Source organism: Aggregatibacter segnis ATCC 33393, assembly GCF_000185305.1.
Lineage (GTDB): Bacteria > Pseudomonadota > Gammaproteobacteria > Enterobacterales > Pasteurellaceae > Aggregatibacter > Aggregatibacter segnis.
This window is the reverse complement of record NZ_GL622200.1, coordinates 1,562,428-1,577,659: the sequence shown is the minus strand read 5'-3', so window position 1 is coordinate 1,577,659 and position 15,232 is coordinate 1,562,428. Positions and strand designations below refer to the sequence as shown.

Annotated in this window: 16 protein-coding genes; 8 read left to right on the top strand and 8 right to left on the bottom strand. The window is 43.5% G+C overall.

Going from position 1 to position 15,232, the window contains the following annotated elements:
* Window positions 1–224 precede the first annotated feature (224 nt).
* The 3 genes from tsaD to HMPREF9064_RS02115 all read left to right on the top strand — a co-directional run bounded on the left by tsaD (window position 225) and on the right by HMPREF9064_RS02115 (window position 2,135).
* Complete coding sequence (tsaD, locus tag HMPREF9064_RS02105; protein ID WP_006719230.1) at window positions 225–1,253, top strand: tRNA (adenosine(37)-N6)-threonylcarbamoyltransferase complex transferase subunit TsaD; 1,029 nt, start codon at window positions 225–227, stop codon at window positions 1,251–1,253.
* Window positions 1,254–1,323: 70 nt separating this feature from the next.
* A complete protein-coding gene (locus tag HMPREF9064_RS02110; protein WP_006719229.1) occupies window positions 1,324–1,557 on the top strand; it encodes a hypothetical protein in 234 nt (77 codons plus the stop codon).
* Complete coding sequence (locus HMPREF9064_RS02115; protein ID WP_006719228.1) at window positions 1,557–2,135, top strand: thymidine kinase; 579 nt, start codon at window positions 1,557–1,559, stop codon at window positions 2,133–2,135. Before HMPREF9064_RS02110 ends, HMPREF9064_RS02115 begins: the two co-directional genes overlap by 1 nt.
* 70 nt (window positions 2,136–2,205) lie before the next feature.
* On the opposite strand, the gene ligA is transcribed toward HMPREF9064_RS02115, so the two are convergent.
* The gene (ligA, locus tag HMPREF9064_RS02120) at window positions 2,206–4,221 is read right to left on the bottom strand and encodes an NAD-dependent DNA ligase LigA (RefSeq protein WP_006719227.1); all 2,016 of its coding nucleotides are present in this window, start codon (window positions 4,219–4,221) and stop codon (window positions 2,206–2,208) included.
* A gap of 103 nt (window positions 4,222–4,324) precedes the next feature.
* Window positions 4,325–5,353 (bottom strand): cell division protein ZipA, encoded by a 1,029-nt coding sequence (zipA, locus tag HMPREF9064_RS02125; protein WP_032997975.1) that lies wholly within the window; start codon window positions 5,351–5,353, stop codon window positions 4,325–4,327.
* A gap of 140 nt (window positions 5,354–5,493) precedes the next feature.
* Between zipA and cysZ the strand changes: the two genes are divergently transcribed.
* Together cysZ and cysK are read left to right on the top strand one after the other, a co-directional pair.
* Window positions 5,494–6,318 (top strand): sulfate transporter CysZ, encoded by an 825-nt coding sequence (cysZ, locus tag HMPREF9064_RS02130; RefSeq protein WP_032997972.1) that lies wholly within the window; start codon window positions 5,494–5,496, stop codon window positions 6,316–6,318.
* A 98-nt stretch (window positions 6,319–6,416) separates the two neighbouring features.
* Window positions 6,417–7,364: a cysteine synthase A gene (gene cysK / locus HMPREF9064_RS02135; RefSeq protein ID WP_006719223.1), complete on the top strand. Its 948-nt coding sequence runs from the start codon at window positions 6,417–6,419 to the stop codon at window positions 7,362–7,364.
* A 75-nt stretch (window positions 7,365–7,439) separates the two neighbouring features.
* Here the strand turns inward: cysK and HMPREF9064_RS02140 are convergent, their stop codons facing one another.
* The 4 genes from HMPREF9064_RS02140 to epmB all read right to left on the bottom strand — a co-directional run bounded on the left by HMPREF9064_RS02140 (window position 7,440) and on the right by epmB (window position 10,965).
* Window positions 7,440–8,021 (bottom strand): uracil-DNA glycosylase family protein, encoded by a 582-nt coding sequence (locus HMPREF9064_RS02140; protein WP_006719222.1) that lies wholly within the window; start codon window positions 8,019–8,021, stop codon window positions 7,440–7,442.
* Window positions 8,022–8,128: 107 nt separating this feature from the next.
* Window positions 8,129–8,506, bottom strand: coding sequence for an MliC family protein (locus HMPREF9064_RS02145; RefSeq protein ID WP_006719221.1), 378 nt, complete (start codon window positions 8,504–8,506; stop codon window positions 8,129–8,131).
* Between the two features lie 61 nt (window positions 8,507–8,567).
* The gene (gene oapA / locus HMPREF9064_RS02150; protein ID WP_032997970.1) at window positions 8,568–9,776 is read right to left on the bottom strand and encodes an opacity-associated protein OapA; all 1,209 of its coding nucleotides are present in this window, start codon (window positions 9,774–9,776) and stop codon (window positions 8,568–8,570) included.
* Window positions 9,777–9,945: 169 nt separating this feature from the next.
* A complete protein-coding gene (gene epmB, locus HMPREF9064_RS02155; RefSeq protein WP_006719219.1) occupies window positions 9,946–10,965 on the bottom strand; it encodes an EF-P beta-lysylation protein EpmB in 1,020 nt (339 codons plus the stop codon).
* A gap of 31 nt (window positions 10,966–10,996) precedes the next feature.
* On the opposite strand from epmB, the gene efp reads away from it, so the two are divergent.
* On the top strand, window positions 10,997–11,563 hold the full coding sequence (gene efp, locus HMPREF9064_RS02160; RefSeq protein ID WP_005544066.1) for an elongation factor P: 567 nt from the start codon (window positions 10,997–10,999) through the stop codon (window positions 11,561–11,563).
* Between the two features lie 58 nt (window positions 11,564–11,621).
* On the opposite strand, the gene HMPREF9064_RS02165 is transcribed toward efp, so the two are convergent.
* Window positions 11,622–12,128 carry a DUF2301 domain-containing membrane protein gene (locus tag HMPREF9064_RS02165; protein WP_006719216.1) on the bottom strand — a complete coding sequence of 169 codons (507 nt, stop codon included), beginning with the start codon at window positions 12,126–12,128 and terminating at the stop codon, window positions 11,622–11,624.
* The gene (gene lpxH / locus HMPREF9064_RS02170) at window positions 12,121–12,852 is read right to left on the bottom strand and encodes a UDP-2,3-diacylglucosamine diphosphatase (protein WP_006719215.1); all 732 of its coding nucleotides are present in this window, start codon (window positions 12,850–12,852) and stop codon (window positions 12,121–12,123) included. The genes HMPREF9064_RS02165 and lpxH overlap by 8 nt, the downstream gene beginning before the upstream one ends.
* 108 nt (window positions 12,853–12,960) lie before the next feature.
* Between lpxH and HMPREF9064_RS02175 the strand changes: the two genes are divergently transcribed.
* A complete protein-coding gene (locus HMPREF9064_RS02175) occupies window positions 12,961–13,713 on the top strand; it encodes a 1-acylglycerol-3-phosphate O-acyltransferase (protein ID WP_032997968.1) in 753 nt (250 codons plus the stop codon).
* Window positions 13,714–15,126 (top strand): multicopper oxidase domain-containing protein, encoded by a 1,413-nt coding sequence (locus HMPREF9064_RS02180; RefSeq protein WP_006719212.1) that lies wholly within the window; start codon window positions 13,714–13,716, stop codon window positions 15,124–15,126.
* Window positions 15,127–15,232 lie beyond the last annotated feature (106 nt).

Below are 15,232 nucleotides of genomic sequence, written 5' to 3'. Positions count from 1 at the left end.
AAGCCAATCACCTCAATGAGTTTAATTAATTTAATTGCAATTTAAATTTTACTTGTTGCCACAAGTCGTGGCAGATTCAATAAAGATCGCAATTTTAATCCAACTTCACAGGAAAAGTAAAGGGAAGATTCACCTTTTCCTGAAATCCGTTTTGATAAACTGGTTAAACCCTTGTAAAAAGGGTAAAATTCGCCCCAATTAAATCCCATATAAAGAGAACACAAATGCGAATTTTAGGCATTGAAACGTCTTGTGATGAAACGGGCGTTGCCATTTATGACGAAGAGAAAGGCTTGATTGCTAATCAACTTCATACGCAAATTGCGCTACATGCCGATTACGGCGGCGTTGTGCCGGAACTGGCCTCACGCGATCATATTCGGAAATTAGCGCCATTATTACAAGCCGCCTTACAAGAAGCCAATCTTACTGCAAAAGACATTGACGGCGTGGCCTATACAAGCGGTCCCGGCTTGGTTGGCGCGTTGTTAGTGGGATCAACCGTAGCGCGATCTTTGGCGTACGCATGGAATATCCCTGCTATTGGTGTACATCATATGGAAGGGCATTTACTGGCACCCATGCTGGAAGAAAATCCACCGCACTTTCCTTTTGTGGCGTTGTTGGTGTCCGGCGGGCATACTCAATTGGTGCGTGTGGACGGCGTTGGACGCTACGAATTATTAGGCGAATCTATTGATGATGCCGCCGGGGAAGCGTTTGACAAAACGGCAAAATTACTCGGATTAGATTATCCCGGCGGGGCGGCATTAGCTCGTTTAGCTTCAAATGGTACGCCGAATCGTTTTGCCTTTCCACGCCCAATGACCGATCGTCCCGGATTGGATTTTAGTTTTTCCGGTTTAAAAACCTTTGCCGCCAATACGTTTCATCAAGTGATGCAAGAAGAAGGGGAGTTAACCGAGCAAAGCAAAGCAGATATTGCCTATGCATTCCAAGAGGCGGTGGTGGACACGTTAGCCATTAAATGTAAGCGTGCGTTAAAACAAACGGGCTTAAAGCGTTTGGTGATTGCCGGCGGCGTCAGTGCCAATAAACAGTTGCGCCAAACCTTGGCGGAGCTGATGCAACAATTGGGCGGCAAAGTGTATTATCCGCAACCGCAATTTTGTACCGATAACGGCGCCATGATTGCCTATGCCGGTTTTCTACGTTTAAAACAAGGGCAGCAACAAGATCTTGCCATCGAAGTGCGTCCGCGCTGGGCAATGACCGAATTAACTGCCGTTTAATTCGATATTAAATCAAAGTGCGGTCAAAAATTTAAACGTTTTTTGACCGCGCTTCAGTTAAGGAAACATTATGGACAACATTAAATTTAGAGCAATGCGAGCCGCCGGCATCGGCTGCTTCGTTATGTTGGCAATTATTGGCTTTTTTGTATTTACCACGCCGACAAATGAGCTTATCGATTTCTTAACAGAGATTGGCCAAATGGCAGGCGGGCGAACCACTATCGGTGTTTTTATTCTCGCCTCGTTACCGCCGTTAACCGGTTTTATCTGCTATTACTTTTGGAAATGGGTGCTTAAATAATGGCTAAGTTGTATTTTTATTATTCCACCATGAATGCGGGAAAATCGACAACTTTGCTGCAATCTTCCTATAACTACCGTGAACGCAATATGAACACGCTGGTTTATACGGCGGCGATTGATGATCGTTTCGGCGCTGGGCGCGTGACTTCGCGTATTGGGATCAGTGAACAGGCGAACACCTTCGCACGTGACACGGATTTATTTGCAGAAATTCAACAACACGTAACGAAAGAGCCGTTGCATTGTATTTTGGTGGATGAAGCACAGTTTTTAACCAAAGCACAAGTGTATCAACTGAGCGATGTGGTGGATAAACTGAAAATTCCTGTTTTATGTTATGGTTTGCGCACCGACTTCCAAGCAGAACTTTTTGAAGGGAGTCGCTATTTGTTGGCATGGGCGGATCAGTTGGAAGAGCTTAAAACCATTTGCTATTGCGGACGTAAAGCCAATTTCGTATTGCGTTTAAATGAACAAGGCGAGGTCGTCAAACAAGGGGATCAAATTCAAATTGGTGGCAACGACAGTTATTTATCGGTCTGCCGATTGCATTATAAAGAACGCATGGCTGAATAGATGGTTTCAAAGTGCGGTTGTTTTTTTAGGGACAGGCTTTATGCCTGTCCTTATTTTTTGTCTTTACACTTTATCCATTAACCCACGCCAAAAACTCCTCCTCACTTAACACCTGCACGCCTAATTCTGCTGCTTTGCTGAGTTTGGAGCCTGCCGCTTCACCGGCGATAACATAGTCGGTTTTGGCTGAAACACTGCCACTGACTTTGGCACCGAGTTGTTGTAGTAGTGCTTTGGCGTCGTTGCGTCCCATTTGGGAAAGGGTGCCGGTGAGCACCACAGTTTTGCCTTTGAACGGATTTTCTTTCACGTCCTGCACTTCAACAGTTTCCCAATGCACGCCTTGAGCGATGAGATCATTCACCACCGCAACATTGTGTTCTTCACGCCAGAACACAAAAATGCGATTTGCTACTACCTCGCCCACATCAGGCACTTGTTGCAACTGTTCTAAATCGGCATTTTGCAACGCTTCTAAGGTTTTGAAATGGTTTGCCAGATTTAATGCGGTGGCTTCACCCACATCACGAATACCCAATGCAAAGATAAAACGGGCGAGGGTCGTGTGCTTGGCTTTTTCTAAGCTGGCTAACGCATTTTCAGCAGACTTCGGCCCCATACGTTCTAAGCGGGTGAGTGTGGTTAAATCTAACTTGAACAAATCTGCGGGGGTATGAACCAATTCGCGATCTACCAGCTGCTCAATCAGTTTGGCACCTACGCCGTCAATGTCCATGGCTTTGCGTGAGACAAAATGTTTTAGCGCTTCTTTGCGTTGTGCCGCACAGAATAACCCGCCGGTGCAACGTGCCACCGCTTCGCCTTCAATACGTACAATTAAGGAATCGCACACCGGACAGCGCGTTGGAAAGACAATTTGGCGCGCATTGGCCGGGCGGCGATCATGTACGACGCCAATAATTTGTGGAATCACATCGCCGGCGCGACGAATAATCACCGTGTCGCCGATAGCAATGTTGAGGCGCTCGATCTCGTCGCCGTTATGTAAGGTCGCGTTACTTACCGTTACGCCGGCAACGAATACCGGTTGTAGTTTAGCCACAGGCGTGATGGCACCGGTCCGACCGACTTGGAATTCCACGTCATTTAATACTGTCAGTTCCTCTTGTGCAGGAAACTTGTAAGCGATTGCCCAACGCGGTGCTTTGGAAATAAAGCCCAGTCTTTGTTGCAATTCGATGTCATTGACTTTTAATACCGTACCGTCAATGTCATAACCCAAGGAACTGCGTTTTTCCATCATAGTGCGGTAGAAATTTAAAACGTTTTCAACGCCATCACATAAACGGATTTCGCTATTTACCGGCACGCCGATGGATTTCAACCATTGCAGGCGTTCAAAATGAGTCGGCGGTAAGTCTATCCCTTGGGCGACGCCGATGCTGTAAGCATTGAACACGAGCGGGCGCTGACTGGTGATTTTCGGATCCAATTGGCGTAAGGAACCTGCCGCCGCATTACGCGGGTTAGCAAAGGTTTTTTCGCCTTGTTCCAAGGCGCGTTCGTTTAAACGCTCGAAACCGTCGTGCGGCATAAACACTTCGCCACGCACTTCCAAGCGTGCTGGCGGATTGTCCGTTAATAGCTGCAAAGGAATGTTGCGAATGGTACGAATGTTTTGTGTAATGTCTTCGCCTGTTGTTCCATCGCCGCGGGTGGCCGCTTGGGTCAGCACACCATTCACATACAAAATACTGACCGCCAATCCGTCCAATTTAGGTTCGCAACAAAATGTTAATGGCTCGGGCACGAGGACTAAACGATCCTGAATGCGTTTCACGAACGCCAGAAATTCCTCATCCGAAAAGGCGTTATCTAACGAGAGCATCGGAAGTTCATGTTTAATTTGCGCAAATTCTGACAACGGCCGCGCGCCCACGCGTTGGGTCGGCGAATCGGCGGTGATCAGTTCGGGATGTTGTTGTTCTAAGGCTTTGAGCTGATGAAACAAGCGATCGTATTCACTGTCGGGAATCTGCGGATCGTCTAACACATGATATTGATATTCGTGATAACGCAGAGTTTTTCTAAGGTCGTCAATTTGTTGTTGGATTGAAGTTGTCATTGTTATTCCATAAAAATAATCGAAAAAACGACCGCACTTTTCAGGTGCTCAGCGAGCCAAAAGCACGGTCGTTTTTAAAAACGTTTTTAAGCCGCGTGATGAATTAAGCCACTTTGGCCAAATATTCCTGTTCGGCGTGGTCGTTGAAAATTTCTTGTTTATCCGTGAGGACAAAACCTCCAAGTTCATCCGCCAAACTACGGGCGGCGCGAATCATGGTTTTCAGATTGACGATGTCATTGCCCGGTGAAGGTAATTGCATAAAAATGGCAATGCCGACGGTAACCAGGTTGTCCATGTCGTAAGGATTAAAGGTGCCGGGCTGTTGTAAATTCGCCACGCTGAACAATACTGGGCTGGCAGCGGTTAAATCCAAATGGCGATGATAAATATGCTGATCGCCAAAAATAAAACCTAGGCCATCGAGTGCTTGTGCTAAGCGTCCACCGTTAAATTCACGATTTTCCGGCGCAACTACATATAACATAATGAAGTCAGGCGTACGTTGATTGTCTGAGATCATTTCCCCCGCAGAGGTTATTGATTGGCTAGTCGCCGTGTGTTGTTTATTTGCCTGGTTTAATGAAACGGTTGGAGTCACATATTCGTTTTCTGTTTGACGTGAGTTGCTTTCAGCCAGAGAAGCCGTGTTTGGTTCAGCGTAAGAAGACTGTTCATCATAAGATTGAAATGACGTATTAGCTTGTGTCATTACGGGTTGAACAGGTTGTGTCGGTTGTTCATGAAAGGAATAGGACGCAGTTGATTCAACGTTATTCAATGTTGTGTTGGAGGTGCCATTCGGTAAGGTAATTTTAATTTCATCCACAGCACGTTCAATGGAGTGTGACTCGCTTATGGTTGATGTGGCAGTAGCTTCAAAATCCAATGCCTGTTGTTGTGGAGGCGTTTCTTCGACAAAAGAATGCACCGGTTTGTCGGCAATCGGTGTTTCTGTTGTCGGTTGTGCCGATTGCGGCGCATTAAAACGATTGGGTTGATGATTTTGTGAAAAAGTATTGGCGTTTTTGAAATATTGGGATTTCTCGCGACGGTTTGACCAAATGCCGTGCGCAATCAATGCCAATAGGGCGATAACCCCCAAGATAATCAAAATAGTATTTAAATCCATTGCCGACTCTCCCATCATGTAAAACTCATGTATAAGTGGGCGTAAGCTTATCATATTTTTATAAAATTGATGAGAGACAACGTTTGATTTTTTTCGCCGCACTTTGTATTCTGGGCCTCTTTTCCTTGGGGGAGAACGTGATGTTGAAAGAGCAAGAAATAAAAGCCGGTTTTGAATATTTTGTGATGGGCTGGCACTTAATTTTACAAAAGGGGTTACGCCGTTTTGTGATCCTGCCTATTTTATTAAACGTACTGTTGTTAGGTGGCTTATTTTGGATGTTTGTGAGTCAAATAGGCGGTTATATTGACGGCATTATGTCCTATGTTCCTGATTGGCTTGCGTGGCTGAGCGGCATTTTATTGCTGGCTTCCATTTTGATGATTTTAATCCTGTTTTACTTTATTTTTACGACGTTGTCGGGTTTTATCGCAGCACCGTTTAATGGCTTATTGGCAGAAAAAGTCGAAAAAATGCTGACAGGGGAAGATTTGCAGGAAATGTCTTTATGGGATTTTCTGAAAGATGTGCCTCGTATGTTAGGGCGTGAATGGCAAAAGTTGGTTTATAGTTTGCCTAAAATTATCGCCTTGTTTTTATTAGGTTTTGTGCCGTTACTCGGGCAAACCGTGGTTCCGATTGCCACTTTTGTATTTACGGCTTGGATGTTTGCAATTCAATATTGTGACTATCCTTTTGATAATCACAAGATTCCTTTTGACGTAATGAAAAATGAATTAGCCATTAAGCGTAATGTAACCGTTACTTTCGGTGGTTTGGTTTCATTATGCACGTTTGTACCGATCGTGAATTTAGTGATTATTCCTGTCGCGGTGTGTGGTGCAACGGCAATGTGGGTGAATGAATATCGCCGTTTATTTAAGCGCTCTTCGCAAGACAAAACCGGCACGGAGATGAGCTTGCATCATGCTCATTCCGTTGGTGGACAAATCGTGACTAAATAGCTTTTAGTTATTATTTATAAAAAATAGCTATTTTTTTATTGTGAATTCTCGTGTTAAAACTAGCGCCATAAAATATTCCTTATGGTTTGGAGAACAGTATGACTATTTATAACGACAATTCTTATTCTATTGGCAATACGCCGTTGGTGCGTCTAAAACATTTTGGCAACGGCAATATCGTGGTAAAAATTGAGGGACGTAACCCAAGTTTTAGCGTGAAATGCCGTATCGGCGCGAACATGGTTTGGCAGGCAGAAAAAGACGGTTCTTTGACGAAAGATAAAGAAATCGTGGATGCGACCAGCGGGAATACCGGTATTGCTTTGGCCTATGTAGCAGCGGCACGCGGTTATAAAATTACGCTCACCATGCCGGAAACTATGAGCAATGAGCGTAAGCGTTTATTGCGCGGTTTGGGCGTGAATTTAGTCCTTACCGAAGGTGCTAAAGGCATGAAAGGCGCGATTGCCAAAGCAGAAGAAATTGTGGCATCTGATCCAAGTCGTTATGTGATGTTAAAACAGTTTGAAAATCCGGCAAACCCGGAAATTCACCGTAAAACCACCGGTCCAGAAATCTGGAAAGACACTGAAGGCAAAATTGATGTATTGGTTGCCGGCGTGGGTACTGGTGGTACCATCACCGGGATTTCCCGTGCCATTAAATTAGATCATGGTAAACAAATTATCTCTGTTGCCGTAGAACCGGCTGAATCACCGGTGATTACTCAAACTCTTGCCGGTGAAGAAGTTAAACCGGGTCCACACAAGATTCAAGGGATCGGCGCAGGCTTTATTCCGAAAAACCTCGATCTTTCCTTAATTGATCGAGTGGAAACGATTGATAGTGAAACGGCGATCGTGACTGCCCGTCGTTTGATGGCAGAAGAAGGGATTCTTGCCGGTATTTCTTCCGGTGCGGCTGTCGCTGCGGCTGATCGCTTGGCGAAACAGCCTGAATTTAAAGATAAACTGATTGTGGTGATTTTACCGTCTGCGGCAGAGCGTTATTTAAGTACCGCACTTTTTGACGGCATTGAAGTGTAATAAAGGAAAGCAAAATAATGTTTGGTAAAAAGCCTGTCATTTGACAGGCTTTTTTGTATGCCTTATTTACATCACTTAAGGGGCGAGGATTTGTTTAACCCGTTGTTGCAATGCCGGGATGACTTCTTGCACAAACCAAGGATTTTTAGCCAACCACAACTGATTGCGAGGGGAAGGATGCACGAGCGGCAAAAAGTGCGGTAGAAATATTCGGTAATTTTTTACGGTTTCTGTCACATTAAGTTTGTTCTGCGGCAGATAATATTTTTGTGCGTATTGTCCGATCAAGATGGTCAGTTCAATATGAGGTAAATCCGCCAGAATCTGTGAATGCCATTTTTCTGCAAAGCCTTTGCGAGGTGGCAGATCGCCTGATTTGCCTTTCCCCGGATAGTAAAAATCCATCGGAATCACCGCAAACAAGCCGGAGTGATAAAACACTTCACGATCGACACCCAACCATTCACGTAGGCGATCACCGCTTTGGTCATTCCAATACAAACGCGTTTGTTCTGCTTTGGTGCCAGGTGCTTGTCCGACAATGTTTATGCGGGCAGTTGTCGGGGCGGAGAATAGCGGCTCAATACCACGTTCGGTGAAGGAGCGATTTTGCGGATCGCACATAATGGCGTTTTTGATTTGGGGCAGCGTTGACATAATGGCGTTTTTAATAAAGTTTTTGTGTGGGATTAAAACTCAATAAACCGGGTTATCCGGCTTATTGAAGAAAAAGTGCGGTGGTTTTTTACGGTGTTTTCACGCTATTAATGTGGCACACATTGTTCTGCGAGAACTTCCCCAACACTGGTTTTTAAGGTGGAAACATCTTTGCGTTCTAACCACACCCAATGAATGTTTGCATAATTTCGCCCATTTTCCGCAATTGTCGGGCTTAGTTTATGGGTTACATTGTTAAACGTTAAACTGATGGAACGCGTTTTGTTTTTTTTGTGCTTGGTAGTGTGAAACACGATACGAACGATTTTGTCGTCCTTGCAAAGGTATTCCTTCATCTCCCCTTTTTGAGTGGCTTTTTGTAAAACCGGCTGTGGCGGTTTTTCGGAGGCTTTAGGTTCTATTGGCTTGGAGGTGCAAGCAGCAATACCCAGTAACATCAGTAATATAAAGCTCGCTCTTAACATAATGTGTACCCTTCTAAATGGAATAAGCGTAGTTTTGACTACGCTTATTGAATTTTACGGATTATTTTTTAAATTGGTAGCTACCGTCAGCTTGGCGAACAAAGCGTGCGCCATTGGAAAGGCGAAGCTCGTTAACACGACCTTGTGCATTGATAGTTACCTGAACTTTATCGCCCGGTTTGAAGCTACTTAGCGCGTTGCCGGCACCATTGGCTTTTATCATGGCATTCACATCAGCAATTGGCAAGTTGTTATTACGAAATACCTGCATTAACGAGACACCTTGTGGAACGACTAAAGTTTTGCTTCCTGCACTCGCATTAACTGTTTTAGTCGTTGCCGGTTTCGCTTCTAAAATTTCAACAACTTGTTTCTCGGTTTTCGCACTTTGAGCTTTTGCCGGTTGATTTTTAGGCTCAACTTTTTGTGGTTTTTCAGCCGTTTTTGTTTTCACCGGTTCCGGTTTTTTCACTGTTTCATGTGGTGTGCTTTGAGGTTTGACCATCTCTTGTGGTTTTGCCTGTTCCACGGTTTTTGGTTGTTCCGCCGGTTTATTTTCGGAAACCGAATTCATTGCTTGAGGTTCTGCTGCCGGGGTATTTGCCATCGGTTCATTGCTTTGTGCAGGAACAATATTTTCAGCGGTATTTGGCTGTGAAACGGCATTCGTTGGGTTATCCAATACCGTTGGCTCATTCACTTGTGATTGATCTAATTGTTGGAATTGAATCGGTACGTCATTGTTGCTTTGTTGCTCATAAGATTGCACTGTATCTGAACTTGGTTTCATCCATAAAATGAACATAAGTAGTAGCACAAGGGCCAAAATGGTGACAAAAAGACGACGATGTTTTTGCGGTAGCATCGCTAACATTGGCCAGGTTTCAGGGTTTTTAAGGCTGACGACCGGTTTTTCTACGCTTTCTGTTTGTGGTTTTGTTTCATTTGTTGCTGCGGAGTCGACAACCACATTCGTGGTTTCGAGGGATGCTTCTTCTGCAATAATGGTTTCTTCAGATGACGTTGCACTTGCCACAGCTACATCTGCTGGGGCTGAATCACCAAATACCGGCTCTTTACGAGTAGCGAATTGATTTTCTGTATTTTTTTGTTCTTTTTTAGCGAACATGCCTTTGGCTTTTTCAAAGAAGGATGGTTCCGGTTTTGTCGGTTTTTTCGGGGTGATTGGTTCCATTTGATTAAAACCTAAATCCAATTCATTTTGCGCCGGATTATTTTCATTTTCCGGGGTTATTTTTTCAGAATCCACAATATACCTCTGATTAACGAATGATAATCTGCCGTAAAGTGCGGTCGTTTTTCTCAACGTTTTTTTCGGTGATGAACGAAGTGAGAAATCGAATTTATTACGACAGAAATTGATAAGTAAAAAATCGCGCCTATTCTAAAACATCTTTTGCTTTTTTGATACCGTCTTATCAAGACGAATATAAGGTTTTATTCGGTTCTCCACCGATTTCTCGGGCAAGTTTCGGTACTAAATAACCGGAGCTAATGCGTTGTAATTCTTTATAAATTTTCAGGGCTCGGGCGTCATCTAGATAAAAATGCGTTGCGCCTTCGACTTTATCCAACAAATGCAAATAATAAGGCAAAATACCCACTGAAAATAAGCGGTCACTTAATGTTTTCAGAATTAGTGCGTCATCATTCACATTTTTGAGTAAAACCGATTGGTTTAATAAAACGACGCCGCAATCCTTTAATTTTGCCATGGCATGGGCAAAATCCGCATCAATTTCATTGGCATGATTGACATGGGTGACCAAAATTTTTTGCAACCGGGTTTGCGCTAAAAGCCGACAAAATGTATCGGTTATCCGTTGTGGAATGACGACCGGCAAACGGGAATGAATACGGAGACGCTTTAAGTGCGGTATGTTTTCTAAGTGTTTTATCAGCCACTCGAGCTCATGATCTTTTGCCATCAGCGGATCGCCGCCGGAAAAAATTACTTCCTCAATTTCAGGGCGTTCTGCAATATATTGTAACGCTTTTTGCCAATTTTGTTTGGTGCCTTTGTTGTCTTGATAAGGAAAATGACGGCGGAAACAATAGCGACAATTCACCGCGCAACCCCCTTTTACCATAAATAACAAGCGATTATGGTATTTGTGCAAAATGTTGGAGACGACGTTTTTATCTTCTTGTTCTTCCAACGGATCTTTGCTAAATCCTTCGGCTTGTAAAAACTCATCCGCAGAAGACATGACTTGTAAAAACAAAGGATCCTTTGGATTGCCCTTTTCCATCTTTTCTACAAAAGGCAGCGGCACGCGCATGGCAAATAATTTGCGCGCTTCTATGTCTTGTTTGAAGGATTCAAGAGGGAGTTCGAGGTGTTGTAATAAAATTTTCGGATCGGAAATCCCGTTTGCCAAATGTGTTAGCCAACTTTGTTCTTCTCTAATCGGGATGTTTTGATGTAGAATAGCCACTTTTAAAAAACAATCTTTTTTTGAGGATAATATGGCTACATATACTACCAGTGATTTCAAACCAGGTCTAAAATTTATGCAAGACGGCGAGCCTTGCGTGATCGTTGAAAATGAGTTCGTTAAACCCGGCAAAGGTCAAGCTTTCACCCGCACCCGTATTCGTAAATTAATTTCCGGCAAAGTATTGGACGTAAACTTCAAATCCGGTACTTCTGTTGAAGCTGCTGATGTAATGGATTTAAACTTAACTTATTCTTATAAAGACGATGCGTTCTGGTATTTTATGCACCCAGAAACATTTGAACAATATTCTGCAGATGCAAAAGCGGTAGGCGATGCAGAAAAATGGTTATTAGACCAAGCCGATTGTATCGTGACATTATGGAACGGTGCGCCAATTACGGTAACTCCGCCAAACTTCGTTGAATTAGAAATCGTTGACACCGACCCAGGTCTTAAAGGCGACACCGCAGGTACCGGCGGTAAACCGGCAACATTAAGCACCGGTGCTGTGGTGAAAGTGCCATTGTTCGTACAAATCGGTGAAGTGATTCGCGTTGATACCCGTTCCGGTGAATACGTTTCTCGCGTGAAATAATTTTTTCTTGCATAAAAATAGCCTACATGATGTAGGCTATTTTTTTATCTGAAATTTATCAAACCTGATATTTGCTTTTATCGCCAATATCAAAATGCAACGGCATGCGCCATTTTTGAATGCTTAATAGCAAAATGAGAATACCGGTCACAAAGCATAATAAAGTGCTTAACCAGGTGGCATTGAATAATAAGGCAAACCATAAAAGCGCAAAAAATACTGGTTGCAGATTTAGTGCAAAGACACGGAAACAAAAATATTCTTTATAACTTAATCCGCCGAGGACCAAAAATGCCGCACCGAGCGCCAGTTGCGGAAAACCTAAAACTTGGCATAGCAACCCTACCCACATGGCAAATTGAAAAATATAACGGAAGTTTTTCATATATAAATGGACGCAAGCGGCACATAAGGTCGCTGCGATAAGCAAACCAAAGTGTGCTGTTGTGGGATACCAAGGCAGCATAAACAACATTGGAACGGCAAAGACAAAGCCTAAACGATAAATGATGACTGTTGTGTAATCCCAACGATCCATCGGCGATTTAATATGCGGATCAGCCATTTTTTCTCCTTAATGTATCATTAATAAATTCGATTGAATGGGGCGTGACTTCTAAAAGGGAAGATGTTTCTCCCCAATCACCCAGCACGATACGATGAAAGTGCGGTGGAATTTCATGGTGTTTTTGGCGATGCGTATGCCCATGAATCATTTGTGTCACATGAAATTGTGTAAAAATTTGCTGCACAAAAGCGGCATTCACATCCATGATTTCCGTCGATTTTAATTGTTTATCTTGGCGGCTTTTCGCGCGAATTTTCTCTGCGATTTTTAACCGCACTTTTAACGGTAAATGCAAGAACAGCCACTGGCGCCAATTTTGATGAACTTTTTTGCGATAGTGTTGATATTTCACATCGTCCACGCAAAGGGTGTCGCCGTGACATAAAAGGGTGGGCGTGCCATATAAATCAATGACTTGATACGTTGGCAGTAACGTCAGTCCGCACGCATTAGCAAATTTTTTGCCAATCAAAAAATCCCGGTTACCGTGCTGAAAATAGCATGGCACGCCTTTTTCTGTCAGATGTCTGATGAGCTGTTGCACTTCGCTGATGAGATCGGATTGTTCATCATCGCCAATCCAAAAATCAAATAAATCGCCCAAAATATAGAGTTTTTCTGCTTCTGGCGCTTGTTCTTGCATAAATTGACGAAACAGGGCTAATAAGTGCGGTCGATTTTCGGAGAGATGTAAATCCGCAATAAAATAGGTTTTTTGCATAGAAAGTCAATTAAAAAATTTTTGATTAGATTAGCACATTTCATCGTTATGAATACACTTAACGAGCTAATTTCGTTATACTTACGCAAATTTTTAAGGGGCTTTATCATGCTAAAAATCGCCAGAATTTTCATCATTGTTATTTGTTGTATTCTTATTTGTATCCTCGGCACGCTTTATTCTTTCATTCGTTTCCGTAATCCGAGTAATGTGGGCATTTTTGCCCGTTGGTTTGGTCGGTTACATCCACTGTTTGGTTTGAAAGTGGAACATCGTTTCCCGGCGAATGCCGATAAAGTGGGTCGTTGCATTTATATCGGCAACCATCAAAATAACTACGATATGGTGACCATTTCTTACATGGTCATGCCTCGTACAGTTAGCGTCGGTAAGAAGAGTCTGATTTGGGTGCCGTTTTTCGGTATTTTATATTGGGCAACGGGCAATATTTTTCTCGATCGTGATAACCGCTCTAAAGCGCATAACACCATGTCGGAATTGGCTCGTCGTATTAATGAAGATAATCTGTCCATTTGGATGTTCCCGGAAGGAACGCGTAGTCGCGGACGCGGGTTATTGCCGTTCAAAACTGGGGCATTCCACGCCGCCATTGCCGCCGGTGTACCCATTGTGCCTGTCGTTTGCTCTACAACACACAATAAAATCGATTTAAACCGTTGGGATAATGGCACGGTGATTTGTGAAATGCTGGAACCTATTGATGTGTCCGGCTACAGCCGTGAAAATGTGCGTGAATTAGCGGAATATTGCCATGATGTAATGCAAAATCGCATTGCTGAATTGGACCATGAAATCGCACAAAAAGCAATTGAACAGAAAAACGAGAATAAGCAGGCATAAATGAAACATTGCTCCCGTCGTCAGCTACTCAAAACAACGTTATTTTCTACCGCACTTTTTGCTGTGCCGTCTCCGTTATTGGCGGCAACACGCCCAGCTTTGAAAATTCCGCCACTCTTTGAAGTTCGACGGGGTAAGCCGATTTTTCTGAATATGCAAAATACCCAAGCACCGTTATTGCCAGGAAAACGTACCGAAGTGTGGGGTTTTAACGGTAGTTATTTAGGGCCAACCATTAAAATTAAGAAAGATGATTTTGCCAAACTGAATTGGAAAAACAATTTACCGCAATTTGTTGCGATGAATATCCAAGGCTTACAGGCATCGGGCGAACTTATTGGTGGTGTGGGTAAAAATTTACAAAAAGGTGAAACTTGGGCACCGATTATTCCGATCAATCAGGCACCGGCAACCTGTTGGTATCATGCTTGCACCCTTGCCAATTCAGCGTATCAAACTTATCGTGGCTTGGTCGGCTTGTGGCTGATTGAGGACAAAGAGAGTACTAAATTGGGATTGCCGCAGAAATATGGCGTGGATGACATCCCGTTAATTTTGCAAGATATGCAACTCAATAGTGATGGTGCACAACTTTTTCAGCAGAATCAAGGCACTTTTCTTGGTGAACGATTGTTAGTCAATGGGCAGGAAGCTCCTTATTTCAATGTACCGCGTGGTTTGGTGCGTTTACGCATTTTAAATGCGTCTCTTTCCCGCACTTATGAGCTTCGTTTTGAGGATGAGCGGGCGTTTACATTGATTGCACAAGATCTTGGTTTTTTACCACAAGGCAAAACCTTAAATGTGCTCAAAGTCGCACCGAGTGAGCGTGTTGAGCTTTTAGTTGATTTGAATGACGGCGACAATGTTTCTCTCATCGTGGGGAAAAAACGTGATTTTATTGATAACATTCGTTATTTCTTCGGTTCAGAAGGGGAGTTAATTGACAATACGGTTTTGGAACTACGTCCGGACAGCTTAGCCGGTGCATTCGCACAAAAAGAACAAACATGGCAATTTGCCACCGATGCGCCAAGTCTGTTATCTGCTAAAGTGCAACAGGAACGGGCATTTCATGTGGATGTCACTAATGCCACCATTAACCGGAACCGTTTTGACCCGCGTCGTTTAGATGTTTCGGCAAAACTAGGCAGTGTTGAACGTTGGACGTTAACCGCTTCCGCCGCGGTAGGATTTGCGTTGCGAGGGGTAAAATTTATTGTGGAATCCATTAACGGTAAAGCGTTGGAAGAAAGCGAAATCAGCTGGAAAGACAGCGTGTTGATTAATGGCACAGTGACTATTTTGGTGAAATTCGATAACACCTCCTCTAATAACTATCCTTTTACTTTTGGTGCTTCTGATCTAATGTTGGCGGATAAAGGCTGTATGGGATTAATGTTGGTGCAGTAGCTGTATTTCTTTTAGGCAATGTGGTAAGATTCGCCGCCCTTTGGCCTGAGGATTATTCTTTCAATCTTCTGAGCATGGTATTTACTTATAACTTAAAGGTATCATT